At 47.7% G+C, this 25,539-nt stretch carries 21 protein-coding genes; 14 read left to right on the top strand and 7 right to left on the bottom strand.

The window, feature by feature from the left end; all coding sequences use genetic code 11:
• The first annotated feature begins 24 nt into the window (after positions 1-24).
• The 10 genes from ACZ5DR_RS10430 to ACZ5DR_RS10475 all read left to right on the top strand — a co-directional run bounded on the left by ACZ5DR_RS10430 (position 25) and on the right by ACZ5DR_RS10475 (position 12,653).
• Complete coding sequence (locus ACZ5DR_RS10430; protein ID WP_377369146.1) at positions 25-1,002, top strand: dipeptidase; 978 nt, start codon at positions 25-27, stop codon at positions 1,000-1,002.
• A 98-nt stretch (positions 1,003-1,100) separates the two neighbouring features.
• Entirely contained in the window at positions 1,101-1,646 is a 546-nt protein-coding gene (locus ACZ5DR_RS10435) for a DUF5943 domain-containing protein (protein WP_377369069.1), read from the top strand.
• Between the two features lie 49 nt (positions 1,647-1,695).
• Positions 1,696-3,759 (top strand): dimethylglycine demethylation protein DgcA, encoded by a 2,064-nt coding sequence (gene dgcA, locus ACZ5DR_RS10440; protein WP_377369071.1) that lies wholly within the window; start codon positions 1,696-1,698, stop codon positions 3,757-3,759.
• 86 nt (positions 3,760-3,845) lie between these two features.
• The gene (locus ACZ5DR_RS10445; RefSeq protein WP_377369073.1) at positions 3,846-5,759 is read left to right on the top strand and encodes a (Fe-S)-binding protein; all 1,914 of its coding nucleotides are present in this window, start codon (positions 3,846-3,848) and stop codon (positions 5,757-5,759) included.
• Positions 5,759-7,018 carry an electron transfer flavoprotein subunit alpha gene (gene etfA / locus ACZ5DR_RS10450; protein ID WP_377369075.1) on the top strand — a complete coding sequence of 420 codons (1,260 nt, stop codon included), beginning with the start codon at positions 5,759-5,761 and terminating at the stop codon, positions 7,016-7,018. Before ACZ5DR_RS10445 ends, etfA begins: the two co-directional genes overlap by 1 nt.
• Entirely contained in the window at positions 7,008-7,778 is a 771-nt protein-coding gene (gene etfB / locus ACZ5DR_RS10455) for an electron transfer flavoprotein subunit beta (protein ID WP_377369077.1), read from the top strand. Before etfA ends, etfB begins: the two co-directional genes overlap by 11 nt.
• 14 nt (positions 7,779-7,792) lie before the next feature.
• A complete protein-coding gene (locus tag ACZ5DR_RS10460; protein ID WP_377369079.1) occupies positions 7,793-8,029 on the top strand; it encodes a hypothetical protein in 237 nt (78 codons plus the stop codon).
• Between the two features lie 395 nt (positions 8,030-8,424).
• Entirely contained in the window at positions 8,425-10,002 is a 1,578-nt protein-coding gene (locus ACZ5DR_RS10465) for a BCCT family transporter (protein ID WP_377369081.1), read from the top strand.
• A gap of 249 nt (positions 10,003-10,251) precedes the next feature.
• A complete protein-coding gene (locus tag ACZ5DR_RS10470; protein WP_377369083.1) occupies positions 10,252-10,731 on the top strand; it encodes a DUF3015 domain-containing protein in 480 nt (159 codons plus the stop codon).
• 62 nt (positions 10,732-10,793) lie between these two features.
• A complete protein-coding gene (locus ACZ5DR_RS10475; RefSeq protein WP_377369085.1) occupies positions 10,794-12,653 on the top strand; it encodes an Lnb N-terminal periplasmic domain-containing protein in 1,860 nt (619 codons plus the stop codon).
• Positions 12,654-12,727: 74 nt separating this feature from the next.
• Here ACZ5DR_RS10475 and ACZ5DR_RS10480 read toward each other — a convergent pair whose 3' ends face one another.
• Positions 12,728-13,999: an aromatic ring-hydroxylating oxygenase subunit alpha gene (locus tag ACZ5DR_RS10480; protein ID WP_377369087.1), complete on the bottom strand. Its 1,272-nt coding sequence runs from the start codon at positions 13,997-13,999 to the stop codon at positions 12,728-12,730.
• Positions 14,000-14,313: 314 nt separating this feature from the next.
• Here ACZ5DR_RS10480 and ACZ5DR_RS10485 point away from each other — a divergent pair, with 314 nt between their 5' ends.
• From ACZ5DR_RS10485 to gbdR, 4 genes are all read left to right on the top strand, one after another.
• Complete coding sequence (locus tag ACZ5DR_RS10485; protein WP_377369090.1) at positions 14,314-15,441, top strand: FAD-binding oxidoreductase; 1,128 nt, start codon at positions 14,314-14,316, stop codon at positions 15,439-15,441.
• 27 nt (positions 15,442-15,468) lie between these two features.
• Positions 15,469-17,358, top strand: coding sequence for a DUF294 nucleotidyltransferase-like domain-containing protein (locus tag ACZ5DR_RS10490; protein WP_377369092.1), 1,890 nt, complete (start codon positions 15,469-15,471; stop codon positions 17,356-17,358).
• Between the two features lie 3 nt (positions 17,359-17,361).
• The gene (locus tag ACZ5DR_RS10495) at positions 17,362-18,072 is read left to right on the top strand and encodes a 3'-5' exonuclease (RefSeq protein WP_377369094.1); all 711 of its coding nucleotides are present in this window, start codon (positions 17,362-17,364) and stop codon (positions 18,070-18,072) included.
• A 377-nt stretch (positions 18,073-18,449) separates the two neighbouring features.
• Positions 18,450-19,553: a choline metabolism transcriptional regulator GbdR gene (gbdR, locus tag ACZ5DR_RS10500; RefSeq protein ID WP_377369096.1), complete on the top strand. Its 1,104-nt coding sequence runs from the start codon at positions 18,450-18,452 to the stop codon at positions 19,551-19,553.
• 120 nt (positions 19,554-19,673) lie between these two features.
• Here gbdR and ACZ5DR_RS10505 read toward each other — a convergent pair whose 3' ends face one another.
• From ACZ5DR_RS10505 to ACZ5DR_RS10530, 6 genes are all read right to left on the bottom strand, one after another.
• Positions 19,674-21,893, bottom strand: coding sequence for an NADP-dependent isocitrate dehydrogenase (locus tag ACZ5DR_RS10505; RefSeq protein ID WP_377369098.1), 2,220 nt, complete (start codon positions 21,891-21,893; stop codon positions 19,674-19,676).
• A gap of 282 nt (positions 21,894-22,175) precedes the next feature.
• Positions 22,176-22,805, bottom strand: coding sequence for a high frequency lysogenization protein HflD (gene hflD, locus ACZ5DR_RS10510; protein WP_377369100.1), 630 nt, complete (start codon positions 22,803-22,805; stop codon positions 22,176-22,178).
• A gap of 14 nt (positions 22,806-22,819) precedes the next feature.
• Positions 22,820-23,929, bottom strand: coding sequence for a tRNA 2-thiouridine(34) synthase MnmA (gene mnmA / locus ACZ5DR_RS10515; RefSeq protein ID WP_377369102.1), 1,110 nt, complete (start codon positions 23,927-23,929; stop codon positions 22,820-22,822).
• A 94-nt stretch (positions 23,930-24,023) separates the two neighbouring features.
• Positions 24,024-24,404, bottom strand: a complete 381-nt coding sequence (locus ACZ5DR_RS10520) for an NUDIX domain-containing protein (protein ID WP_377369104.1) — start codon at positions 24,402-24,404, stop codon at positions 24,024-24,026.
• A complete protein-coding gene (locus ACZ5DR_RS10525) occupies positions 24,337-25,041 on the bottom strand; it encodes a pseudouridine synthase (protein WP_464543517.1) in 705 nt (234 codons plus the stop codon). Before ACZ5DR_RS10525 ends, ACZ5DR_RS10520 begins: the two co-directional genes overlap by 68 nt.
• 95 nt (positions 25,042-25,136) lie before the next feature.
• Positions 25,137-25,379, bottom strand: a complete 243-nt coding sequence (locus ACZ5DR_RS10530; protein ID WP_377369106.1) for a cold shock domain-containing protein — start codon at positions 25,377-25,379, stop codon at positions 25,137-25,139.
• Positions 25,380-25,539 lie beyond the last annotated feature (160 nt).

A 25,539-nucleotide genomic window follows, 5' to 3' on the forward strand; every position in this document is an offset into this window, starting at 1 on the left:
TAAGCATTTGCGAAGGAATTAATGATGAACGCAGCGGAATTACATGACGAAGCGATAGTGATCGATGGTTTGATTTGCGCGAAATGGAACCGTGAATTATTTGAAGACATGGCTAAAGGCAAGTTGACCGCTGCGAACTGTACTGTGTCGTTCTGGGAAAACTTCGAAGGCACTGTGCGTAACATCGTCGAAATGAACCAGCTTATTGAAGCCAACAGCGACCTTTTGACCAAGGTGTACACCACTAAAGATATCCTACGCGCGAAACAAGAAGGCAGAACTGGCGTCATGATGGGCTTCCAAAACGCCCATGCGTTTGAAGACCAAATTGGCTACGTGCAGATCTTTAAAGACTTGGGCGTGGGCATCGTACAGATGTGTTACAACACGCAAAACCTAGTAGGCACGGGCTGTTACGAGCGTGACGGTGGCTTGTCTGGTTTTGGTCGCGAGATCGTTGCAGAGATGAACCGCGTTGGAATGTTGTGTGACCTATCACACGTAGGTCCTAACACGGCAAAAGAAGTCATCATGGAGTCAAAAAAACCTGTGGCTTACTCACACTGCCTTCCTTCTGGCTTAAAAGAACACCCACGTAACCGCTCTGACGAAGAATTGAAATTCATTGCTGACAATGGCGGCTTTGTAGGGGTGACCATGTTTACACCTTTCCTACGCGCCGGGGTTAACGCAACCGTAGACGACTATGTAGAAGCGATTCAATACGTTTACAACATCGTGGGTGAGGATGCCATCGGTATTGGTACAGACTTCACCCAAGGTCATGGTGAAGACTTCTTTGAGTACCTGACTCACGACAAAGGCTACGCACGTCGCTTAACGCGCTTTGGCGAAATCATTAACCCGAAAGGTATTCGTACTGTGGGTGAGTTCCCGAACCTGACAGAAGCCTTGCTACGTCATGGCTTCACAGAGCGTCAAGTGTGCAAAATCATGGGCGAAAACTGGGTCAATCTATTACGCGAAGTTTGGGGCGAATAAGCCAGACTTAGCACTGCATTCACGACTGGACGGGTTTTGTGGAAGAAACCAGACCAGTCACCGATCAACGAATTTATAACGATTTATTTGAGGTTTTTATGAGCTCACACGCACCTGAAATGCCGATCCAAGTGGATGATGAAACCGGTGTTTGGACAACCGATGCGTTGCCAATGTTGTACGTACCTCGCCATTTTTTCGTCAACAACCACATGGGAATTGAAGACGAGATTGGTGCAGAGCGTTACGCGGAGATTCTTTATAAAGCAGGTTACAAGTCTGCTTACTTCTGGTGTGAACAAGAAGCGGCTTGCCACGGCATCTCTGGTGCTGACGTTTGGCACCACTACCTAAAACGCCTTTCTCAGCGTGGTTGGGGCTTCTTCATTACAGAAGAGCTGGACATCGAAAAAGGCACCGCCAAAGTGCGTTTGGAAAACTCTGCGTTCGTTTATCACTACGAAAAAATCCACGGCAAAAAAGTAAATCGCAAAGTCGATTACATGTTCACGGGTTGGTTCGCGGGTGCATTGGATCAAATCGCGGAAGCGCAAGGTCTGCCAGTTCGCACTAAAGCAGAGCAAACACAATGTGCAGCCGAAGAAGGTTGCGATGTGGGTTACTTCGAAGTAACGCCGCTATAACTATTAAATAATTGTCAGTCTATCGTTTTAAAAAAGGCGGGGTTCCACTATGTCCCAGTTTGATGTGCTGTTTCAGCCACTAAATATCAATAAATTAACCATTCGCAACCGTATTGTCAGTACGGCCCATGCGGAGGTTTACGCAACTGACGGCGGTATGACAACCGATCGTTACGTGAAGTACTACGAAGAAAAAGCGAAGGGCGGTTGCGGCTTGTGTATTTGTGGTGGATCCAGTGTGGTATCCATTGACAGCCCGCAAAGCTGGTGGAGCTCTGTTAACTTATCGACAGACCGTATCATTCCTCATTTCCAAAACCTTGCTGATGCGGTGCACAAGCACGGCGGCAAGATCATGATTCAAATCTCCCACATGGGGCGTCGTTCCCGTTGGGACGGTGAAAACTGGCCGAACCTAATGTCTCCGTCTGGTATCCGCGAGCCGGTACACCGTGCTACCTGTAAAACCATCGAAGTGGAAGAAATCTGGCGTGTCATTGGTGACTTCGCACAGGCTGCTCGTCGTGCAAAAGAAGGTGGCCTTGACGGTGTGGAATTGTCTGCTGTGCACCAGCACATGATTGACCAATTCTGGTCCCCTCGTGTGAACAAGCGTACCGACGAATGGGGTGGCACGTTTGAAGGTCGTATGAAGTTCGGTCTAGAAGTAGCAAAAGCTGTCCGCGCGGAAGTGGGCCCAGATTTCGTTGTGGGGATGCGTATTACCGGCGACGAGTTCCATCCGGACGGTCTAAACCATGACGACATGAAACAAATTGCTAAGTACTACGACGACACAGGTCTGATCGACTACTTTGGTGTCGTAGGTTCTGGTTGTGACACTCACAATACGCTAGCAAACGTCATTCCAAACATGAGCTACCCACCAGAGCCATTCCTACACTTGGCAGCGGGTATCAAAGAAGTCGTTAGTGTGCCTGTGATTCACGCGCAAAATATCAAAGATCCAAACCAGGCAAAACGTATCGTTGAAGCGGGTTATGTGGACTTTGTAGGGATGACTCGTGCACACATTGCTGACCCGCATTTCATCGCTAAGATCAAGATGGATCAAGTGGATCAGATCCGTCAGTGTGTGGGAGCAAACTACTGTATCGACCGTCAATACCAAGGTCTTGATGTGTTATGTATTCAAAACGCTGCGACGTCTCGAGAATACATGGGCATGCCTCACATTATTGAAAAAACCGAAGGTCCTGTTCGCAACGTTGTGGTTGTGGGTGGTGGCCCTGGTGGTATGGAAGCGGCCCGTGTTGCCGCAGAGCGTGGTCATAAAGTGACCTTGCTGGAGCGCAATGAGGAGCTAGGTGGTCAGATTACGATTGCTTCCAAAGCCCCTCAGCGTGATCAGATCGCAGGTATTACTCGCTGGTTAGTCATGGAGTTGGATCGTCTTGGTGTAGACGTCAAAACTGGCGTCGCAGCAGACGCTTCGATCATCCGTGACTTGCAGCCAGATGTTTGTATCTTAGCCACAGGTGGCCGTCCGTTCGTTGAGCAAAATCCAGAATGGGGCGCAGAAGAAGGCCTATGTGTGTCGAGCTGGGATGTGTTGACAGGCAAAGTTGAGCCGGGCAAAAACGTTCTAATTTACGACACCATCTGTGAATTCTCAGGTATGTCTGCGGCAGATTTCTTAGCGTCAAAAGGCTCTCTTGTTGAGCTTGTGACTGATGATATCAAACCAGGTGTCGGCATCGGTGGTACGACTTTCCCGACTTACTACCGTTCTTTGTACGAAAAAGAAGTCATCATGACCTCTGATTTCCTACTGGAGAAAGTTTACCGTGAAGGTGAAAACCTCGTCGCAGTGCTTGAGAACGAGTACACAGGTCAGCGTGAAGAGCGTGTGGTCGATCAGGTGGTGATTGAGAACGGTACCCGTCCGAACGAAGAACTGTACTACGAGCTAAAAGGTGAATCACGTAACAAAGGTCAGATCGATGTGGAAGCCTTGTTCGACATCAAACCGCAGCCAGTTCTTGCTGAAAGCGGCGAAGGCATGATCTTGTGGCGTTTGGGGGACTGTGTGTCTCAGCGTAACACTCACGCAGCTATGTACGATGCTCTACGTTTGTGTAAAGACCTTTAATCGTTTAGCCATTCAAAACTAAACCAAAATACTGAACCCAAGAGGCGGCAATACGCCGCCTCTTTTCTGCTACTCGAGGGTGAAAGATGGTTATCGACTGGTTACCTTCTCTTCTTATCGTTGTTCTCTTGCTACTAGGTGTGGTGGGCATGATGCGCCGTATCAACCTATGGCGTGCAGGACAACCCGAAAAAGTTAATCTCATCGCTGGTCTTATGGCGATGCCAGGACGCTACCTTAAAGATCTGCACCACGTTGTTGAACGTGACAAATACATGTCCAGAACCCACGTCGCCACTGGCGGTGGTTTTGTTCTGTCCATGGTATTGGTGTTGGTCGTGCACGTACTTAACGTGAAGCAGCAGATTGTTGCTTGGGCGTTGCTAGGGGCCTTAGCGCTCATGCTCGTTGGGGCATTCTTTGTCTTTAAGCGTCGTTTGAACCCACCTGAGCGCCTGTCAAAAGGCCCATGGATGCGTTTGCCGAAAAGCCTCATTACCTTTGCTGTGACGTTCATTCTTTTAACATTGCCTGCGACTGGTGTGCTGCCGGAAGGCACTGGCGGTGTATTGCTTATCGCGGTTCTCAGTGTGGGCATTGTGATTGGTCTAGGCGAATTGTTATTTGGCATGGGCTGGGGCGGGCCAATGAAGCATGCGTTTGCTGGTGCTTTACATCTTGCCTTCCACCGTCGTCCAGAACGCTTTGGGGGCGGCCGCTCCACGGGCCTTAAGCCTGTGGATTTAACATCTGCTGTGATTGGCGTGGCTAAGCCAAGTGATTTTAAATGGAACCAACTTCTCGGATTTGATGCTTGTGTACAGTGTGGTAAGTGTCAGGCAATGTGTCCTGCTTTTGCTGCGGGTCAGCCTCTAAACCCGAAAAAGCTTATTCAAGATATGGTTGTCGGTCTTGCGGGTGGTACGGATGCGAATTACGCAGGCAGTCCTTACCCAGGCAAAGAAGTTGGCAACGCGAAAGGCAGTCCAGACGAGATCATTACTGCAGGTCTTGTAAGCCAAGAAACCCTTTGGTCTTGTACAACTTGTCGCGCCTGTGTGGAAGAGTGTCCGATGATGATCGAGCACGTGGATGCTATCGTCGATATGCGTCGCTTCCTAACCATGGAAAAAGGCGAGACCCCTAACAAGGGCTCTGAAATCCTAGAAAACATCATCGCAACGGACAACCCTAACGGTTACGCACCTGGTAGCCGTACTAACTGGGCAGCGGATCAAAACCTTGCGGTAATGAAAGACAAAAAAGAAGTGGACGTTCTATTCTGGGTGTCTGATGGTGCTTTTGATATGCGCAGTCAGCGTATCCTTCGTGCTTTCGTTAAGCTGATGAAGGCTGCTGACGTTGATGTGGCCATCTTGGGTGACGAAGAGCGTGACAGCGGCGATGTGGCTCGTCGTCTTGGGGATGATGCCACTTTCCAAAGCCTTGCTAAGCGCAACTTGGCAACATTAGGTCAGTACAAATTCAACAAGATTGTGACAACAGACCCTCATGCTTATCACTGTCTGCGTAACGAATACGGCGACTTTGATGATAATGGTGCGCTGAAAGATGTCGAAGTCTTGCACCATACAACCTTCTTGAATCAGTTGGTTCAGTCTGGCGTCCTCAAATTGGATGCCTTTAAGGGCGGTAAAGTGACCTACCATGATCCATGTTACCTAGGTCGTTACAATGGTGAGTATGAAGCTCCCCGTGATCTGTTGCGCGCTTTGGGAATTGATATTGCAGAAATGGAACGCTCAGGTTTCCGCTCACGTTGCTGTGGCGGTGGCGGTGGTGCACCGATTACCGATATCCCAGGTGAACGCCGTATCGCTGACATGCGTATGGAAGACGCCAGTGCCACGGGTGCAGACTTGGTCGCCGTAGGTTGTCAGCAATGTACAGCGATGTTGGAAGGTGTTGTCGAACCACGTCCAGAAGTGAAAGACATTTCTGAAATCCTAGTAGATCAATTGGTCGAGGAGGTTCACTAATGAGTGACATCATTCGTCGTGACCCCCGTGCAGAGTGGATCATTCGTAACCGTTTGCACCCACTGCATGAGCAATATGCGAATCAAGACGAGGGCGGCGAAGTACGCGGTCCGTCGGGCTTGTTACGAAAATTTCCCCATAAAGTAGGCTTCATTGGCCCGAACGGTATTAAGCGAATTGACCGATTAAAAGGCAATTCTTCAGCACCGAAAGGTAAGCGTTCTGGTGCGACCCAAGAAGTTCAGCTGCCGCTGCATACTGTTGTGAATCCAGACTATTTTGTGATGGTGGTACCAGATATGGTCGGTGGCCGTTTGACGGGGCATGACAAAGATATCTTGGGCCTAGCTCATAAACTTATTGCAGAGCAAGGTGGCAATGGTGCCGTGGTTGCGGTGTGCTTTGGTGAAGTGAAAGAAGAGCACTTTGATACGGCCGGGGTGGATCGCCTGTTACACATCGAAGGGGAAGCCTTTGAAGGTTACGCTCCAGAGGCTCGCATGCAAGCCTTGGCGAAAGTCGATGAGCTATATTCTGTGAAGCACTGGCTCTTCCCAGACAGCATTCATGGGGGGGCAGACCTTGCCTCTCGTTTGTCCGCTCGCTTAGGCGAACGCCCAGCAACCCAAGCTTGGCTCGTTAATGGGGAGCAAACGGTAAGCCGTGGCGCATCAGCAAGCTTAGACATCACGCGCCAAACACCGAAGATTCTGATGCTGCTCGAAGAGTGTGCTGAGGCGATTGACGAAACGCGTCACGAGGCGACTCCTCTTACACTAGAAGATTTCTCGGTTGCCGCAGCTACGATCCAAGATCAAGGCTTGATGGAAGTGGATCCTAATGCGATCCCAATGGCAGAAGCTGAATTTATCCTCTCAGCAGGCAACGGTATCCATAACTGGGATCAATTCCACGAGGCTGCAAAAGTACTTGGTGCAACTGAGGGCGCTAGTCGTGTGGCGGTGGACGATGGCTTTATGCCTCGTGCTCGTCAGGTCGGTGCAACGGGTACTTGGGTCACCGCTCGGGTATACGTTGCAGTGGGGATCTCCGGTGCGATCCAGCATATGCAGGGTATTGGACAAGTAGACAAGGTGGTGGCGATTAACACTGATGCGGGTTGTGACATGGTGAAACGTGCTGCCCTAAGTGTGATCGGTGACAGTGAAGAGATTCTTGCGGAATTAATGAAGCTGGTTGCCGAGCATAAAAAGACCAGCTTAGCTGGACAGGCTGAGGAGAATAGCAATGCCGCATAAAGTCATTTCTCTTATTTCAGTGGGGCGTCATCCTCAATCCGGTCGTTCTCGCCGTGCCGATCAAGATGGGCGAGCAGTGGAACTAGGACTAAAGCTGGCCGGTAAACAGCTGGATGTGGTGCATGCGGGTAACGCTGAAGAGCCTGTTTTGCGTCAATATGCCGGGATGGGGCTCGCGGAAGTCACCATTCTTGAGCAAGAAGACAGCGTGGATGCTGTGGCGTCATTGTCGGCTTACCTTTCTAAAGCAAACGCAGATATCGTGTTAACGGGTGTGCGCGCCGAAAGTGGTGAGTCTTCAGGTATGGTGCCTTATCTGTTGGCAGAGACACTAGGCTGGCCGATCGTTGCTCGCGTGGCGGATATTGTTGAGATTAAGGGAGATGAAGCTCAGGTACTGTTAGCTTTGCCCCGTGGTCAACGTCGTCAAGTATCGGTAAAACTGCCTTTTATTGCATCCATTGATAACGCGGCAGAAATTGCCCGTCAAAGTGCTTTTGGTCCAGGTATGCGCGCCACTATGGCGAAGCAAGCGGGGGCAGACAGTCTTGATATGTTGCGTGCCGACTGGCAAGAAGCCCCAGCGAAACCTCGTCCGAAACGATTGAAAGTGGTGAAAGCGAAAACCGCCGCAGATCGATTTAAAGCGGCCACTGCCAAACCTGCTGGTGGTTCTGGTAAAGTGATGAAGAACGAGACGGCAGAAGAAAAAGCAAAAGCAATTTTTGATCTGCTGATAGAGGAAAAAGTCATCCGCTAGGTGGTACCCGATTTATGATGATCGTTGATTTGATAGACGAAGTAGATTTCAAAGAAAAACTGGTAGGGATTGGTGCACCCATATCCGCCCAAGAGCCTTTGGACGATGCAAAAAACAAAGTGCTAACATGGCTAGGTGATCATCCTGACCAGAAAGCGTCTTTGGTGACAGCCATGGACGAGCTTGAAAATACAGGGGCGACGATCTTGCCCGAAGTATTGACGGTAATGAAAGCGTTGAGAGACGCCTGAGCCATTTTTCAGAGCGATGTCAGCTTCGGCTATTTAAAAGCGTGTTAATCGGATTAACACGCTTTTTTTGTGCTTTATGAATGCTAATTCACTTTCTTTGGTCTTCTTGCTAAAGGTTGTTTTTTCGAGATTTTTAGCCATTAGTTTGACCTCAAATAAACTTGGTCGTCAACGGATAGTTAGCCTCTAAATTGTTGTCGTTTTGAGTCATATCTTGAACAGGTAGTCAGCGTACTATTCAGCTGAGGGTGTGCAAAATTTACCCTCTGCCATAGTAAGTGAGGTCTGCTTTCTATGCGCCCCAATGTAGCAAATCAAACAAAGCAAGTAAGGTAGCCAACTCTCACAAAAGGAACGCTGGCTGCCTATATTTGCACTACGAGGTGGAGTTAAAGATGGATCCTAAAGTTCAAAAACGCCCTAAATCGTCGGACTATACGTCTGACTATAAGGCAGGGCAGGACAACGTTCAGATTCTAGGTATGGACGTAAACAACCCAGTGTTTACAACCAGCGCTGTGGCGATCATTGCGTTTATCGCGTTTGCATTGATTTTCCCTGCGGAAGCGAAGGAGTGGTTGAATGGTGCCAAAGGATGGGCGATTGGCTCATTTGACTGGTTGTTCATGATTGGCGGAAATATTTTCGTTTTATTCTGTTTAGCACTGATCTTTTTACCGGTTGGTAAAGTGCGTTTGGGTGGTGAAAGTGAGCGCCCTGAGTTCAGCACACTCTCTTGGTTCTCTATGTTGTTCGCAGCAGGTATGGGGATTGGCTTGATGTTCTGGAGTGTGGCAGAGCCTGTGGCTTATTTCACGGATTGGTGGGGTACTCCTCTAAACGTTCCTGCGAACACACCAGAAGCAATGGATGCTGCAATGGGCGCGACCATGTTCCATTGGGGCTTACACCCTTGGGCGATTTATGGCGTTGTGGCATTAGCACTGGCGTTTTTCTCTTTTAACAAAGGTCTACCTTTGACAATCCGTTCGGCTTTCTACCCATTATTAGGGGAGCGCTGCTGGGGACCTATTGGTCACGTGATTGATATTGTTGCGGTGATTGCGACAATCTTTGGTTTAGCAACTTCTCTTGGTCTTGGGGCAACGCAGGCTGCAGGCGGCTTGAATTTCCTGTTCGGTATTGAAAACAGCATTTCTACTCAAATTGGCATCATCATAGTCGTGACCTGTATCGCAGTGTTGTCTGTTATGCGTGGTCTGGATGGCGGTGTTAAAGTCTTAAGTAACATCAATATGATCATGGCTGGGATTTTGGTCTTGTTTGTGATCATTTTTGGTTCCATTACTGGCTTCTTCGGCCATGTTTTCAACACAACGGTATCCTATGTTGAGTACATCATCCCGTTAAGTAACTGGGTAGGACGTGATGACAATAAGTTCTACGAAGGTTGGACGGTATTCTACTGGGCTTGGTGGGTAAGCTGGTCACCATTCGTGGGTATGTTTATCGCTCGTGTGTCTAAAGGGCGTACGGTTCGTGAATTTATGATTGCTGTTTTGCTCGTACCGACCTTGGTTTCCATCATTTGGATGTCTGCATTCGGTGGTCAAGCATTAGATCAAGTGCAAGGTGGAGTAGGTGCTTTAGCAGGCGGCCTTGGGGATGTGTCTAGTGCCATGTTCCAAATGCTTGAAAACCTACCATTAGCAATGTTGACGTCTATCGTTGCTATTATGTTGGTATTGGTATTCTTCATTACCTCATCTGACTCTGGTTCTTTGGTGATCGATTCTATTACTGCTGGTGGTAAAGTGGAAACACCTGTGCCTCAGCGCATTTTCTGGGCTGCTATGGTGGGGCTCATCGCAGGCGTTCTTCTGTTTGGTGGCGGTGCTGATGCATTGAGCTCCCTGCAGGCGGGTGCTGTCACCACAGGTTTGCCTTTCACTGTTATTTTGTTACTGATGTGTATCAGTATTTACAAAGGTCTACGGTCTGAGTTACGGTAAACGTTATCGTTGTATTGGTTGATTAATCAGCCTTCAGTAAACCGCCGAAGTTTAGCTTCGGCGGTTTTTTTATGGCTAATTGATTGATCTTTAAACAGATTTTTTCATTTGAATTTATGACGTTTTTTGTCATTTTTTATTGCATGAAAAAATGCTCGCCCTATACTTTAAGGGCACACTTGGTAATCTCTAATGGAGAAGCCTGGATGCTGACAATTTAAATCAAGAATGGAATTTAAGGACTTAATGATGAAAAAGATTCTACTATCGGCAATGCTTGCTACAGCTTCTGTATCGTCTTTCGCGGCATACGGCCCAGCGGGTTGTGGTTTGGGTACAGCAGTTGTATTCCAAGATGCTAACGAGTGGCACGAGCATGTATTAGCGGCAACCACAAACGGTACTTCTGGTAACCAAACTTTTGGTATGACATCAGGTACTCTAGGTTGTGACATTCCTGACGCTCCTCTAGCGGGCGGTGTTGCTATGTTTATCGATGGAAACCTAGAGCCATTGGCAGTTGATTCTGCAAAAGGCGAAGGCGAAACTTTGAATGCTTTGGCTGATTTGATCGGTGTTGAAGCCGCTGATAAAGCCACTTTTAACCAAGAAATGCAGGCAAACTTTGATGAGATCTTTGCGTCTGCTGACGTGACGTCTCAAACTGCTTACGAAGACATCGTAACAGTGATGGAGAAATCTCCTTCTTTGTCTAAATACCTAGGCTAATACTGACTAGCCTTATGTAAAAAAGAGCGGCTTGTCCGCTCTTTTTGTTTATATGGATGTTTATGCGCAGTTTTGTTTATCGAATCGGCCTGTTATGCAGTGTCCTTCCCGTCTCTCTTTACGGGGCAACTTATTCTCCGTCTATTTCTGATCTAGCGAACAAACCTCAATGGCTCAGCTTGTTACATTACAATCAAGTGGGCGTTATTAAGCAGGACGGTAGCCAGATTGAAGACCCTAGTTTTTTCTTGTCGCCAATGGGGCAAACCTCAGCCGAAGCGGAGTTAAATGCAACCTTAGAGGCTCTGTCGGAACCAGTTTCCACTGTCTTAGATCCCAATCAGCATGCCCAATGTCGTTTTCCAGCTCGGCAGTCCTTTATTGAACATGCTTTACCTGAATTGGCTCTACCTGAGGTGGTCTGTCCTGACTTTGATGAGTGGCGAGGCCAACTTGATGCTGAAAAGGTCGTATTGGTGTTTCCAGCTGCCTATTTAAATAGCCCATCTTCTATGTATGGGCATACCCTGTTTCGAATAAAAAAAGCCGGTAATGACACCCCTTTATTGGACTACGCGGTGAATTATGCGGCCAATACGGACCCTACTGATAATCAGTTGGTGTTCAGCTATAAAGGGCTTACTGGTGGTTACCCTGGGGTGGTGTCTGTGATGCCATTTTACGAGAAGGTCAAGGAGTATAATTTCCTTGAGAACCGCGATATCTGGGAATATGAGTTGTCGTTACCCCCTGCAGAGGTGGACATGTTTGTGCGTCATGTGTGGGAAATGAAGGGCACGTCCATGCCATATTATTTCTTCTCACAAAATTGCTCGTATCAATTGTTAACCATGCTGGATGCCGCCAGTCCTCGCTTGCAACTGGCGGAACAATTTTCAATATGGGCTATCCCTGCAGATACGGTACGTGAGATCAAGCGCCAAGGTTTGATAGAAGAAGCCACTTACCGTCCTTCCACTTTGAATAAAATTGAAAACATGCTTGATCAGGTCTCCGAGGAGCAGATTGAGGTGTCGAAGAGACTGGTGGAAGACGTGACCCTTGACCCTAGTTTATTGGTAGGGTTCAGTGAAAAAGAGCAGTTACAGATTCTTGATGTGGCCTATGAGTACAGTCGCTATTTGTCTGCTCGAAAGAAGTCTTCATTAGCCCATTTAGGACGACGTTCTATTCAGTTGTTGTCTATGAGAAGTAAGCTGCCCAGTCAGCCTGTTTTTGAACCTGTTGTTGCGCCAGCTGTACGGGACGATCAAGGGCATGCTACAGCCCGCCTGAGTGTCGGTTTGGATCATCGAGATGGAACGAATTATGGGGTATTGGAGTATCGTCCGTCCTATCACGATGTGCTGGATCCTCAAGGGGGCTATTTAAGAGGTGCTGAGCTCTCTATGTTTAGTGGTGCTTTGCGTTGGAGCCAAGAGAGAGAGGTGGAAGTGGATTACTTCAACCTGGTTAATATTCATTCTATGGCACCAACGAATGCTCTTATGACACCTAAATCCTGGCATGTGAATGCAAGCTTTTTGCGAGACATTACCATGGGGGATGAGTTGGTGTTCCGCCTTCAAGGGGGCGCTGGTGTTACTTGGCCAATGGGACAATCCTTGCTGGGTGCCTTTTGGAACGGTAGTGCGTCAGTGGATGATGTGTATGACAAGGGGTATCAATTTGAGACAGGGCCTGGGGTTAAATGGCTATGGACTGGCGAAAAGACTAATTTCATGGCGCGGTATCAGTACTGGTGGGATGTGGATCAGCACAATAGCACCCAACAAGAAGCTGAGTTAGCCGTGGCGAATGAGTTTGCCCGTGATTGGCAGTGGCGTTTGAGTGTCGGTCATGTCCGTACTGAAGAGGATGATTGGGAGCTTGGGAAGGTGTCGCTATTACACTTTTTCTAGTTCTTACAAGATGTCTTCGGGTAAAAAAAAGCCAGCACAAGGTGCTGGCTTTTGGCTTTCATAGGGGAGCAAGACTACTTGCTTAGGTTTTTCTTGATGGTTTCAGAGTACCACTCAAGGAAATTCATAACGCCGAACTCATAGGTTTCAGAGTATGGACCCGGCTGATAACCGATAGAATTGATCCCTAATTGGTTTTGTTCGCCCAAAATACGGTCTTGGTCGTTAGTGGCGTCCCATACTTGGCGCAGGCGCTCAGGATCGTAATCAACCCCTTCTACTGCATCTTTATGGACGAACCATTTTGTTGTGACCATGGATTCTTGTGCGGAAATCGGTAGTACGCGGAACACAATGAAGTGGTCAGACTGCATATGGTTCCAAGAGTTAGGTAGGTGCAAAATACGCATGGAGCCAAGCTCAGGGTTTTGGATGTTCCCCATTAGCTTTTTACAACCTTCACCACCATCAATGGTCATTACCTTGACGCCTTTTTTCAATGGCATACGTACGATACGGTTGCGACGGCCTGGACCGTAGCTTTTGTGCTCGTGAGGGATGCCTTCCGCATCCCACTTTGCAGCTTGAGCGGCGTAGTGGTCTAGGAAGTCTTGTGGTGCCCGTGGGTCGTTAGTGTCGTCCCATTCTAACAGGGTGTTAAGCAGCTCAGGGTGGCTGCCCGCACAGTGGTAACACTCACGGTTGTTTTCCAGTACTAGCTTCCAGTTAGCACGCTCGTACATATTGGATTCAGCAGCCAGCTTAGTGTTTTCAACGTCGTAAGGTGCCATGTATTCATCAAGAGTTGCTAGGAACTCATCAAAGTCACCCTGTGGTGCTTCTTCTGCAAGGGAGACAAAAATAAAGCCCCCAGCATTTTTACAATGAGCTTTCTTCAAACCATGTTTTTGCTTCTCAAACGAGTCACCCATCTCGGTGCCAGCAAACAGCAAGTTGCCTTTTAGGTCGTATGTCCACTGGTGGTAAGGACACACCAGGTTAGCAACCTTGCCACGATGCTCAGTACAGATGCGTGAGCCACGGTGACGGCAAGTATTATGGAACGCGTTCACAGAACCGTCTGCATCACGAATGATCAAAACAGGGTTTTGGCCGATTTCAACCGTGATGTAATCACCGCGTTTCGGGATTTCACTGGTCATGCCGACGAACAGCCATTCTTTCTGGAAGATTTCTTCCATGTCTACGCGGAACATGTGTGGGTCGTTATAAAGCGGCGCGTCCAACGAGTAGTTAGCAGGGCGTGCTTCAAGCATTTTATACATGTCTGTGCGAGCTTCTGTGATGGTCGCATAGCGCATATTTAGCAGATCATTTTGGTTCATTTGGTGATCCTTACGTAACAAAGGCCGAGTTGATGTTGCTTCTCTCGTCGGAGCAAACAGCGTTTGATGGGATTTACCCACATCAAGATTCGTTATAGTAATGACGCTATGCTCTCCCAAGTTGCTCTTGGTGGAATGACTAAACACGACATCATCAAGTCATAAATCGACTAGTTGCTCTGCCTAAGGGCTGTACAGGGATAGGGATGGTCGCCATGAGCAACTAAATGTCGTAAACGGTTAACTGAAAACTCAAAACTAGAACGACAATGGCTCGAAAGGTGAAACGTCAACGCCATAAAGAGAGAACGAATATGACTAACCCTACTCCAGCCAACACCACGGCTGATTACTTCGCTCCGGTCAACACCCAAACATGGGTAAACGGTCGTCACAATGTTCGCTGTGTACGAGTTATCCAAGAGTCTTGGGACGTTAATACGTTCTGCTTTATGGCGCAGCAACCGGTGATGTTCTTCTTCAAGCCCGGTCAGTTTGTGACCCTAGAGCTTGAAATTAATGGTCAGCAGGTGATGCGTTCTTACACCATCTCGAGTTCTCCTTCTGTGCCGTACAGTTTTTCTATCACTGTGAAACGTGTTCCAGGTGGTTTGGTGTCCAATTGGTTGCATGACAACATGGACGTAGGCGTGGAGTTGGCGGTGCACGGCCCCGTAGGTAATTTCAACTGTATTGATTACCCTGCTGACAAGGTCTTGTTACTTTCTGGCGGTGTTGGGATTACACCTTTGATGTCTATGACACGTTGGTGGTTTGACACCAGTGCGGATGTGGACATTGCTTTTGTTCACAGTGCTCGTTCTCCCCGTGATTTGATTTACCCTCGTGAACTGGACCATATGGCGTCACGGGTTAATAACCTAAGTATTCATACTATCGTTGAGCACATGCACAACGGTCTAGCGTGGCATGGTTACCGAGGCTTTCTTGATGAAGCCAAGCTGATGATGATGGCGCCAGACTTTATGGAGCGTGAGATCTTCTGTTGTGGGCCTGCTCCATATATGAAGGCCGTCAAGGCGCTTCTGAAAGCTAGAGGCTTTGATATGAGTCGCTACCATGAAGAATCCTTCGGTGCGACGCCAGATGCTGTCGTAGAAGATGCGTTGGAAATGGCAGAAGTTGCTCAAGCAGAAGCGGAAGCGATTAGCACTGAAGACCTGATGCGCGTCGAATTTGCCAACTATGGTCGTAGTATCCAAGTGGCTCCAGGGGAGACCCTTCATAATGCCGCCGCTAAACTTGACCTGCATATTCCGAAAGCTTGTGGTATGGGGATTTGTGGTACTTGTAAGGTGCTTGTTAAAGAAGGCGAAACCACTATGGAGCATAACGGTGGTATTACTGAGGAAGATGTAGAAGCGGGTTACGTTTTGTCTTGTTGTACCGTTGCAAATTCTGATGTGGTTATCGAATACTAATTATTATCCTCACTAAGGGGCGCCCAGATGGAAGCTGAACAACTAGAAATTGCTGAGTTTCTTGGGCGCTTTCCTCCTTTCTCTTTTTTATCTGAGAAGACCTGCCAAAAAGTCGCTTGCGCAATCGAAATAGCCTATTTTCGAGAAAACAGTGACATCTTTCAATTTGGTGATGAAATCCATGACTTATGCGTAGTACGCAGTGGCGCGGTGGAAATCTATCGACGTAATGGCAATTTATACAATCGCCTAAGTGAAGGGGATGTGTTTGGGCAGTTAGGCTTGCTCATGTCTAATCGTGTACGTTTGCCAGCACGAGCAATGGAAGACTCCTTAATATATTTTGTACCAGAAGATGTATTCACAGAGCTGTGTGAGGAGTACGAGGAATTTGCTTACTATGTGGAGGTAGACGACCATCGTAAACTCAATAAGGTGGTTGATGAGCATCGGGGAAGCGATATGCTTTCCAGTGAAAAAGTGTCTTCTCTTATTGCTCGTCCGCTGGTGACAATTTCTACCGATGCCACCATTCGGCATGCGGCCATGCATATGACAGAGGAGGGCGTTTCTTCTTTGTTGATTGTAGACGAAGAAGCGCCCATAGAAGATGAAGGTCAAACCAGATTGAAACTGGTGGGGATTTTAACGGATCGAGATCTGCGAACTCGGGTTGTGTCTGAAGGGATAGATTTAAATCTTCCTGTGACTGAAGTAATGACTAAGTCCCCTAAGACTATTGATAAAGACACCTTTATTTTCGAAGCTATGTTGTTGATGTTGCGTTGTAATTTGCACCATCTGCCAGTGATGGACCATGGCGAGCCGAAAGGGGTGATCGCGATCTCCGATATCGTTCGCTACGAGTCGAAAAACAGCTTATACATCGTCAGTTTAATCCACCGCCAGCAAAATCAGGCTGAGCTGGCGCAAGTGGCGAAAGATGTGCCGGACTGCTTTGTCCGTATGGTACGCCAAGAGTCCAGTGCTCATATGATTGGCAGTGCGATGTCAGTGATTGGGCGTAGCTTCAAACAGCGCTTGCTAGAGTTGGCGGAGGAGGCGTTAGGGCCGCCGCCAGTACCGTATTGCTTCCTAGCGTTAGGGTCTATGGCTAGGGATGAACAACTGCTGATCACGGATCAAGATAATGCTTTGATCTTGTCAGATGAATTCATTTCGCATCAGCATAGCGCTTATTTCGAAGCCTTGGCGGCTTTTGTAAGTGATGGGTTAGACCAATGCGGATATCCCTACTGTACAGGGCGCATCATGGCGACCAATCCTCGCTGGCGTAAAACCCTTTCTGAATGGCGTGATTGTTTTGCAGACTGGATTGATGTGCCAAATCCAGATGCATTATTAAACAGCTCGATTTTCTTCGATTTGGAAGGCGTCTGGGGACGAACAGAGTGGGCGGATGAGCTGAATGAATTCGTGGTCCAGCGCGCGAAGAGCAGCTCTAAGTTTCTCGCTAGCTTGGCTCGTAATGCCTTACTTAGAACTCCGCCCCTGGGATTTTTCAAAGAGTTTGTAATGGAGCAAGACGGTGAGCACCGGCGAACAATCAATCTCAAGCGTCGAGGCACGGCACCGTTAGCTGACTTGATTCGCGTACACGCGTTGGCGGTGGGCTCCACCGCACGTAACTCCTTTGAACGATTAGATGACATTATTGAAGCCAATATCTTGCCTGATAAGCGCGGTATCGAGCTTAAGTATGCCTTGGAATACCTTGCTATGGTGCGTATTCAACATCAGGTTGAAGACATTGAGGAGGGCCAGGCACCGGACAACAATATTGAGCCGGACACCCTCACTGATCATGAACGTCGTAATCTCAAAGAAGCCTTTAATGTGTTAAGCAATAGTCAGCGCTTTCTTAAATATCGCTACCCATTTGGTAAGGTATCTTGAGTGATGGGGGCAAAGAAAGAGGATTTCGACTGGCATGCTTACATGGCAAGGAGAGCTCAGGATCATAACCGTCCAAGCCTCGAAAGCTTCTATCACTCACAACAATTCCCTCCTGATTTAGTCGTCGATCAAGCGGATTTTGTCGCCCTTGATTTCGAAACAACAGGACTGAATGCAAAGGAGGATGAAATTATCAGTATTGGACTGGTGCCATTCACCATGAATCGGATAAAAGTGGCCCAAGCTGGCCACTGGTTAATCCGGCCTAATCAGTCCCTTAATGATGAGTCCGTAGTGATTCATGGTATCACCCACTCAGAAGTATCAAATGCCCCAGATTTTTTAGATGTCATAGATGAGGTGTTGACTCATTTAGAGGGGAAAATAGTGGTGGTGCATTTTCGATATATTGAGCGGGAGTTTCTTTACGAATCTATCCAGTCTCGACTCAATACAGAGTTATTGTTTCCTGTCATCGACACCATGGCCATTGAAGCCATACGACATCGAAGTGGTTGGCGTTCTTTTGCCAAGCGTGTGCTAGGACAACCTCAGCCTTCTATTCGGCTAGCTGATAGCCGTCTGCGCTATGGTTTGCCCCGTTATCATTTGCACAGTGCAGTGACGGATGCCATTGCGACCGCTGAATTGTTTCAGGCTCAAATCCGACATCTTTATCATGGTGATACTCGAGTCTCTGCGCTCTGGTTGTAGTGAGTATTTTTGGGGCGTTTGTGGTTGTTTTTGGTGCATTTTTCGAGAAAATTAGAACAAATTCGCCTGTTTATCTGTGTTTGGTGGTATTTTTGAGTGTTTTTTATACAGACTAGGGTGTAAGTTGGCAAAATACTCTTTGTCGTTTTTGGCTGTTTTTTGTTTATTTTGAGTCGCTAATGGGATGTTTTTGCTCTGCACGTAAACTATCATACAGGTCTCTTTTCGAACAAATGATCTTCGGTTTGAGTGGTTCCCATTACAAGGCCAGTGTCTGAATGAATCAGCGTTGGTTAACTATAATAAAAAGTGTGGGTAATACGCTTTTGGCCTAGAAATTGCCTCAGCGTAAGTATCACAAATGAGAGGGTTTTCACATGGTTTCCACATCCCCTGCCATGACTCCCAGCGGTAAAAAGACCACCCGCGTGGGCTTCTTACTTTTAGATAATTTTACCATGATTGCCTTGGCATCAGCCCTCGAGCCCTTGCGTATGGCAAACCAGCTCTATGCAGAAGAGCTGTATACTTGGCATATGATCACTGAGACCGGTGAGGCGGCCGTTGCCAGTGATGGACTAAGCATTGCGGCGGATTGCTCCATGAGCGATTGCCCCGATTTGGATATGGTGATTGTTGCGGGTGGTTTAGATATAACCCGTGCGTACACCAACAAGCAGATGAGCTGGCTACAACAGCGTGCTCGCAAGGGTAATGTATTAGGCGGCATTTGTACGGGAGCATTCGTTTTAGCTCATGCTGGGCTGTTAGACGGTTATAACTGCAGTGTTCACTGGGAATGTATGACTGCGTTACAAGAAAGCTACCCGAAAGTACGATGTAACAACCGTTTGTTCTCTATGGATGAAGGGCGATTTACTGCTACGGGCGGTAGCGCTCCCTTAGATATGTTCCTGACTATTATCGCTCGCGACCATGGGGCGAAATTGTCCAGTGCTGTATCAGATATGTTTATTTGTGATCGTATTCGCAGTGAGTCAGACCAGCAGCGAGTGCCATTGCGCCAGTTAAACAAAGGCGGTTGTAAGCCTAAACTGGTGGATGTGATCGAACTTATGGAAAACAATCTTGAAGAGCCCATTGATTTGGATGAGCTAGCAATCTTTGTGGATGTTTCTCGACGTCAATTAGAGCGCATGTTCCATAAATATTTGGATTGCTCCCCATCACGCTACTATCTGAGATTGCGTCTTGACCGAGCACGTCAGTTGTTGAAGCAGTCGAGTATGTCGATTGTAGAGATCTCTGCCGCGTGTGGCTTTATCTCAACGCCTCACTTTAGTCGTTGTTATCGTAAGCATTTAGGCGTGTCTCCTAGGGATGAGCGTAAAGTGGCTTGGATGGGTAATCTCACGCCTATTGAGGATGGAACGAGCAGTGTTATGTATATGCCGCATTCTGCCCGAGCTTTGAATAATGCTTGCTCAGAGCCAAGTTATGGGTCTATTGTGGCGTCTTAGGATTTAACCAAACATTCTATTTTGCAAGCAAATAAAAAGGAGCTCATTGAGCTCCTTTTTTATGCTTAATTTTCTAGCTTGAAGAGTTAGCCGATGACGTATCATCGGCTGTCTCGTTGCTTACAGGGATTCTAGTGCTGCATTCAGTGTTGCACTTGGGCGCATCACTTTGAATACTTCTTCAAGATCCATGTGGTAGTAGCCTTTCAGTTCAGCAGGTTTGCCCTGAACTGCTGCAAGCTCTTCAACAATCTTAGCTTCGTTGTCTGTCAGTGTTTTCGCTAATGGCGCGAATTTCGCTGCCAACGCTGCATCGTCAGACTGTGCTGCCAATTCTTGTGCCCAGTACATTGCTAGGTAGAAGTGGCTGCCACGGTTATCGATGTCACCGATTTTACGAGAAGGAGACTTGTTGTTTTCAAGCAATTTGCCAGTCGCTTTGTCCAGTGCTTGTGCTAGGACTTTTGCTTTTGCATTGCCTTGTTTAATGCCAAGCTCTTCGAAAGAGACTGCCGTCGCTAGGAATTCGCCTAGGGAATCCCAACGTAGGTAGTTTTCTTCTTGTAGCTGCTGGACGTGCTTAGGCGCAGAACCACCTGCACCTGTTTCGTACATGCCGCCACCGTTCAACATTGGCACGATAGATAGCATTTTCGCAGATGTGCCTAGTTCCATGATTGGGAACAAGTCTGTTAGGTAGTCACGTAGCACGTTACCTGTAACAGAGATGGTGTCTTCGCCACGGATGATACGTTCCATTGAGAAACGGATCGCTTCGTTGTAAGACATTAGGCGGATATCTAGGCCTTCAAGATCGTGATCTTTTAGGTAAAGTTCTACTTTCTTACGTAGCTCATTATCGTGGGCACGTTCTTCGTCTAACCAGAATACGGCTGGCGTGTCAGAGTTGCGTGCACGAGTCACACCCAGTTTTACCCAATCTTTGATTGCTGCGTCTTTGGTTTGACACGCACGCCAAATATCGCCTTTTTCAACGTCGTGTTGCATCAAGACGTTGCCTGCAGCGTCAACTACACGCATTACGCCGTTTGCTGCCGCTTCAAAAGTCTTGTCATGGGAGCCGTATTCTTCGGCTTTCTGAGCCATCAAACCAACGTTTGGAACCGTACCCATTGTGGTTGGGTCGAACGCGCCGTTTGTTTTACAGAAGTTGATCACTTCTTGGTAAATACGTGCGTAAGTAGATTCAGGCATGACAGCTTTTGTGTCTTTAGTCTTGCCGTCACGTCCCCACATTTTGCCAGAGTTACGGATCATTGCAGGCATAGAAGCGTCAACGATTACGTCAGATGGCACGTGTAGGTTAGTGATACCACGTACAGAATCAACCATGGCGATTTCAGGACGGTGCTCGTAGCAATCGTGGATTGCTTGTAGAATTTCGTCTTGCTGAGATTGTGGAAGTGTCTTGATCTTGTCGTAAACACTGCCTAGACCGTTGTTAGGGTTAACACCGATCTCTTTGAATAGGTCACCGAATTTGTCCCACACTTCTTTGTAGAAAACGGTCACAGCGTGGCCGAATACGATTGGGTGAGAGACTTTCATCATGGTCGCTTTAACGTGAAGAGACCACATGATGCCAGCGTCTTTGGCTTCTTGAAGAGATGCTTCAAAGAATGCACGCAGTTTGCTAGCACTCATGTTCATGCTGTCTAGCACTTCGCCTTCTAGCAAAGGTAGAGTTTTCTTCACTTCTACGTTGCCAGCTTGGTCAACGAATTCAATGCGAACGTCTTGTGCCTTGTCCATGGTTACAGACTGCTCAGAAGAGAAGAAGTCCCCATCGCGCATGTAGTCTGCGTGAGTTTGAGAAGTCTTTTTCCACTCGCCCATAGAATGTGGGTGCTTGCGAGCGAAAGCTTTAACTGCTGCAGGCGCGCGGCGGTCAGAGTTACCTTGACGAAGAACAGGGTTAACCGCACTGCCTAGTAATTTAGCGTAGCGTGCTTGTACTTCTTTTTCTTCGTCGGATTTTGGTGCTTCAGGGTAGCTAGGGATGTCGTAGCCTTGTCCTTGTAGCTCTTTGATTGCTGCATTTAACTGCGGAATAGAAGCAGAAATGTTTGGCAGCTTGATGAAGTTTGCTGTTGGTTCAGCTGTCAATTCACCTAGGAACGCTAAACCGTCTTCAACGCGCTGATCTTCAGGAAGACGATCAGAGAACGCAGCAAGAATACGACCTGCTAACGAAATGTCGGTCAGTTTAAGTTCAATGTCGGCTTCTTTGGCAAAAGAGCTGAAAATTGGCAGTAGTGAAGCAGTTGCTAAAGCGGGTGCTTCATCTGTCAACGTGTAGTAAATCGTTTGTTTTGACATGTAATTCCCCTAACGTTCTGGCTAGATAGCCTTTTGGTAGAAGGTGACTTTTGGCCGCCATTCTTAATGTAATCAAATCATTTGATCGGAATTTTGGCCAATATAGTACTCTAAATCAGCTGCTTAGATACATCGACCGTAAATATACTCAAGATTGATATGAATGATTGTCTACAAAAAAGTAGAAAGAATCTGTTCAAACGGCAAGCATCTGGGGGGAATCAGGCAAAGAAAAGCCGAGCAGTGTGCTCGGCTTTGTCAGTCATCAGAACCTAGTTTTCATTAGAAGCGTGCTTCTAACTGTTTCATCAAAGCTTTACGTTTGAAGATCAGGTGCCAGCGACGGCCACCCAGTTGACGCCAAAGCATGGCTGCGCGAACGCCTGCCATCAGTAGCGCTCGGACTTGGTTGGCTGTCTGAGGCTGTTGTAAGAAGCGGCTGTCCCCATGCACTTGGATGCGAAATGACATCTTACTTAAGGTCTCTTGGTACATACCTGAGATACCTGCAATGAGATTTTCATGCATCACTGAGTCATAGTGCTCTAGTTGGCGCTCCACTTGGCCTAGATGTTGGCCTATGGCGCTCAACATGGCATCGTCTTTTTGCAGTTTGGATTCGAGGTGAATCAAACTCAATGCATAGCGAATGGTATCTGGGTTCACCGCGTTACGGTCTTTGCCCATGACTTGCTTGGCGATACGACGACCCATTGCCAGATTGCTCTGACAATCAAACTTTCCGCCATACACGTCTTCGGTGGTGGGGGCGTTGACCATCAATATGCTTTTTAGCAATGGCTCTGCATAATCTTTGTCCAGCTCGCCTTTGCGTGCTAGTTGTCCTACTAACTCAGCTGCTTGGAAAATCGCCGCAAGCGCAATGGCCTGTTCTCTTTCATCGTGTTGCATGGGGTCTCCAAGGCTTATTTGTTAAAGGCAACGTTTATGATGCCGCCACCAAGACATAGTTCATCCACATAGAAGACGACAGATTGTCCAGGTGTAATGGCACGTTGTGGCTCTTTAAAGCTTACCTCTACCCGACCGTCTGCAAGCTCACTGATGGTACATTCTTGGTCTGGTTGGCGGTAGCGGCACTTAGCCATGCAGGTGAGTGGCATGCTTGGCTTTTCTCTAGCCACCCAATCAAAGTTGTCTGCTATCAAGTGGGTTTTGTATAGGGACTCGTGTTGCCCACCTTGTGTGACCACTAACACATTGCGTTGTAGGTCTTTTTCAACCACGTACCAAGGTTCATCTGGGTAATTAGATAAACCGCCAATGCCAAGGCCTTGGCGTTGTCCTATGGTGTGATACATCAAGCCGTGGTGTTTACCAATAATGTCCCCTTCCAGCGTCTCGATGTTGCCTGGCTGTGCGGGTAGGTACTGCTCTAAGAAATCTTTAAAACGGCGTTCGCCGATAAAACAAATACCCGTGCTGTCTTTTTTGTTGTGGGTGACAAGGTCATGCTCTTCGGCAAGACGTCGTACTTCAGGCTTTTCTAGTTCTCCTACTGGGAAGAAGGTGCGCCCAATTTCATGTTTGCCCACGGCATACAAGAAATAGCTTTGGTCTTTGTTGTTATCTAGGCCTTTAAGCAATACAGGTTCGCCGTCCTGTTCACCACGACGAACATAGTGGCCTGTGGCAATGTAGTCGGCACCCAGCTCTAATGCATATTCCAAAAAGGCTTTAAACTTAATTTCTTTGTTGCAAAGGATGTCAGGATTTGGCGTTCGACCAGCTTTGTATTCCGCTAGAAAATGCTCAAATACGTTGTCCCAGTATTCTGCTGCAAAGTTGGCGGTATGAAGATGGATGCCGAGCTTTTCACATACGGCTTGGGCGTCGGCCAAGTCTTCTTTTGCGGTGCAGTATTCGGTGCCGTCGTCTTCGTCCCAGTTCTTCATGAACAGGCCTTCCACTTGGTAGCCTTGTTGCTGTAACAATAGGGCGGATACAGAGGAGTCGACGCCGCCGGACATGCCGACGATCACTTTAATAGATGCGTTTTGGTTATCTTTACTCATTTAAATTCTCTAATAGTTGGAACGGGGTAAAGGCCCGTCATTAGAAGGTGGGTGGTATTGTATCGGAACTGTTCAATCAGGTCTGCAAGTAACCTTATATGTGCGTATTTTCTATCAATTCAAGAGGGGCGTATTGGCCTTTCTCGAAGTCTTGGATGCATTGCAAAATTAACGGGCTACGCTGGGGAAGTGCGCTAATCTCATCTTTAGTGAGCCACAGTGATTCTATGATATCTGGATCCAGAGCTAGGCTCTTTTGCTCGACTGGGTCACATATAAAACACACTCGATGATAGGTGTCTGCTCCGTCAAAGGGGGTAAAGGCATAGAGACCTAAGATGGCTTTTGGTAACACTTGCCATCCAGATTCTTCTAGGGCCTCACGGATCACCGCCTGCTGCAGAGTTTCACCGTTTTCCACGTGGCCGGCTGGTTGATTCAGCACGATTTTTCCGTCCTGGTACTCTTTGATCATGAGGTACTTTCCTTGGTCCTCGATGAGTGCTGCGACGGTTAGGTGAGGCAGTTTTTCGCGCTTTTTTTCGTTCAAAATCTTGTACCTGCTGTAAAAGTGAATCGGTAATCTGGCTTTCCTGTGTTTCTCCGGGTGCAAGGCCTTCAATTGAATAAGGGCCGATGGCAGCCCGGATCAAGCGTAGTGTTGGGAAGCCAACTTTCGCTGTCATACGTCTGACTTGGCGATTCTTGCCTTCGGTAATCTGTAATTGGATCCAGCTAGTGGGGATATTTGCCCGTTCTCGTATGGGGGGAGTGCGTGGCCAGATATCGGGGGCGTCAATGGCTTGGCATTGGGCCGGTTTGGTAATGCCATCTTTTAATTCAACGCCACGGCATAGAGCATCAATGGCTTCCTGTGTGATCGCGCCTTCCACTTGTGCCCAGTAGGTTTTCGGCATCTTAAAGGCGGGGGAGGCAATCAAGTGCTGTAAAGCGCCGTTATCCGTTAACAGCAATAGGCCTTCAGAGTCATAATCAAGACGGCCAGCCGCATAAACGCCCGGTTGGGAGATATAGTTCGAGAGGGTGTCTTTGTCGTCGTCGGTGGTAAATTGGCTTAACACTTGAAAAGGTTTGTTGAGTAACAGCAGCATATACAGGATCAATTAGGTGAAAGGGTAGGCACAACAAAGCACCTTTGATACCTGAGTGTATCAAAGGTGGGAGTTGAGCGGCAGAGCAGAGATCGTTACGCTGTTTGAGTAATGCGTTCTTCTGCAACTGTCTCTGACACAGGCGTAATGTCCGTTGCATGCAAACCACGTTTGCCGGGCGTTACGTCAAATGTCACCGTTTGTCCTGCTTTAAGGGTTTTGTATCCTTCCACATTGATGGCAGAGTAGTGGATGAACAAATCTTCATCAAAACTGTCTGACACTATAAAGCCGTATCCCTTTGCGTTATTAAACCACTTAACGGATCCACGATGCATGAGTCACTCCTTCTATACTCTCTGGGCTCGATGAGTCGAACCGCAAATTAAGTGCTACGGAAAAATCGGTTCAATATACCTAGCCAAAGTCGTGGTAATATTCCCATTGTGTCTGCAATGACGACTTAGGGTTTAAATGTGCAACTTTTGACCATACAGT

It is taken from the genome of Marinomonas vaga (assembly GCF_055388305.1).

What these genes read in the sequence shown, in the direction of transcription:
- ACZ5DR_RS10480 (WP_377369087.1), bottom strand. Translation starts at nt 13,999, where the DNA reads ATGAACCAAAATGATCTGCTAAATATGCGCTATGCGACCATCACAGAA.
- ACZ5DR_RS10445 (WP_377369073.1), top strand. Translation starts at nt 3,846, where the DNA reads ATGGTTATCGACTGGTTACCTTCTCTTCTTATCGTTGTTCTCTTGCTA.
- dgcA (WP_377369071.1), top strand. Translation starts at nt 1,696, where the DNA reads ATGTCCCAGTTTGATGTGCTGTTTCAGCCACTAAATATCAATAAATTA.
- etfB (WP_377369077.1), top strand. Translation starts at nt 7,008, where the DNA reads ATGCCGCATAAAGTCATTTCTCTTATTTCAGTGGGGCGTCATCCTCAA.
- ACZ5DR_RS10505 (WP_377369098.1), bottom strand. Translation starts at nt 21,893, where the DNA reads ATGTCAAAACAAACGATTTACTACACGTTGACAGATGAAGCACCCGCT.
- ACZ5DR_RS10470 (WP_377369083.1), top strand. Translation starts at nt 10,252, where the DNA reads ATGAAAAAGATTCTACTATCGGCAATGCTTGCTACAGCTTCTGTATCG.
- ACZ5DR_RS10530 (WP_377369106.1), bottom strand. Translation starts at nt 25,379, where the DNA reads ATGCATCGTGGATCCGTTAAGTGGTTTAATAACGCAAAGGGATACGGC.
- ACZ5DR_RS10465 (WP_377369081.1), top strand. Translation starts at nt 8,425, where the DNA reads ATGGATCCTAAAGTTCAAAAACGCCCTAAATCGTCGGACTATACGTCT.
- etfA (WP_377369075.1), top strand. Translation starts at nt 5,759, where the DNA reads ATGAGTGACATCATTCGTCGTGACCCCCGTGCAGAGTGGATCATTCGT.
- ACZ5DR_RS10435 (WP_377369069.1), top strand. Translation starts at nt 1,101, where the DNA reads ATGAGCTCACACGCACCTGAAATGCCGATCCAAGTGGATGATGAAACC.
- ACZ5DR_RS10460 (WP_377369079.1), top strand. Translation starts at nt 7,793, where the DNA reads ATGATGATCGTTGATTTGATAGACGAAGTAGATTTCAAAGAAAAACTG.
- ACZ5DR_RS10525 (WP_464543517.1), bottom strand. Translation starts at nt 25,041, where the DNA reads ATGCTGCTGTTACTCAACAAACCTTTTCAAGTGTTAAGCCAATTTACC.
- ACZ5DR_RS10495 (WP_377369094.1), top strand. Translation starts at nt 17,362, where the DNA reads ATGGGGGCAAAGAAAGAGGATTTCGACTGGCATGCTTACATGGCAAGG.
- ACZ5DR_RS10490 (WP_377369092.1), top strand. Translation starts at nt 15,469, where the DNA reads ATGGAAGCTGAACAACTAGAAATTGCTGAGTTTCTTGGGCGCTTTCCT.
- mnmA (WP_377369102.1), bottom strand. Translation starts at nt 23,929, where the DNA reads ATGAGTAAAGATAACCAAAACGCATCTATTAAAGTGATCGTCGGCATG.
- ACZ5DR_RS10475 (WP_377369085.1), top strand. Translation starts at nt 10,794, where the DNA reads ATGCGCAGTTTTGTTTATCGAATCGGCCTGTTATGCAGTGTCCTTCCC.
- ACZ5DR_RS10520 (WP_377369104.1), bottom strand. Translation starts at nt 24,404, where the DNA reads ATGATCAAAGAGTACCAGGACGGAAAAATCGTGCTGAATCAACCAGCC.
- ACZ5DR_RS10485 (WP_377369090.1), top strand. Translation starts at nt 14,314, where the DNA reads ATGACTAACCCTACTCCAGCCAACACCACGGCTGATTACTTCGCTCCG.
- gbdR (WP_377369096.1), top strand. Translation starts at nt 18,450, where the DNA reads ATGGTTTCCACATCCCCTGCCATGACTCCCAGCGGTAAAAAGACCACC.
- ACZ5DR_RS10430 (WP_377369146.1), top strand. Translation starts at nt 25, where the DNA reads ATGAACGCAGCGGAATTACATGACGAAGCGATAGTGATCGATGGTTTG.
- hflD (WP_377369100.1), bottom strand. Translation starts at nt 22,805, where the DNA reads ATGCAACACGATGAAAGAGAACAGGCCATTGCGCTTGCGGCGATTTTC.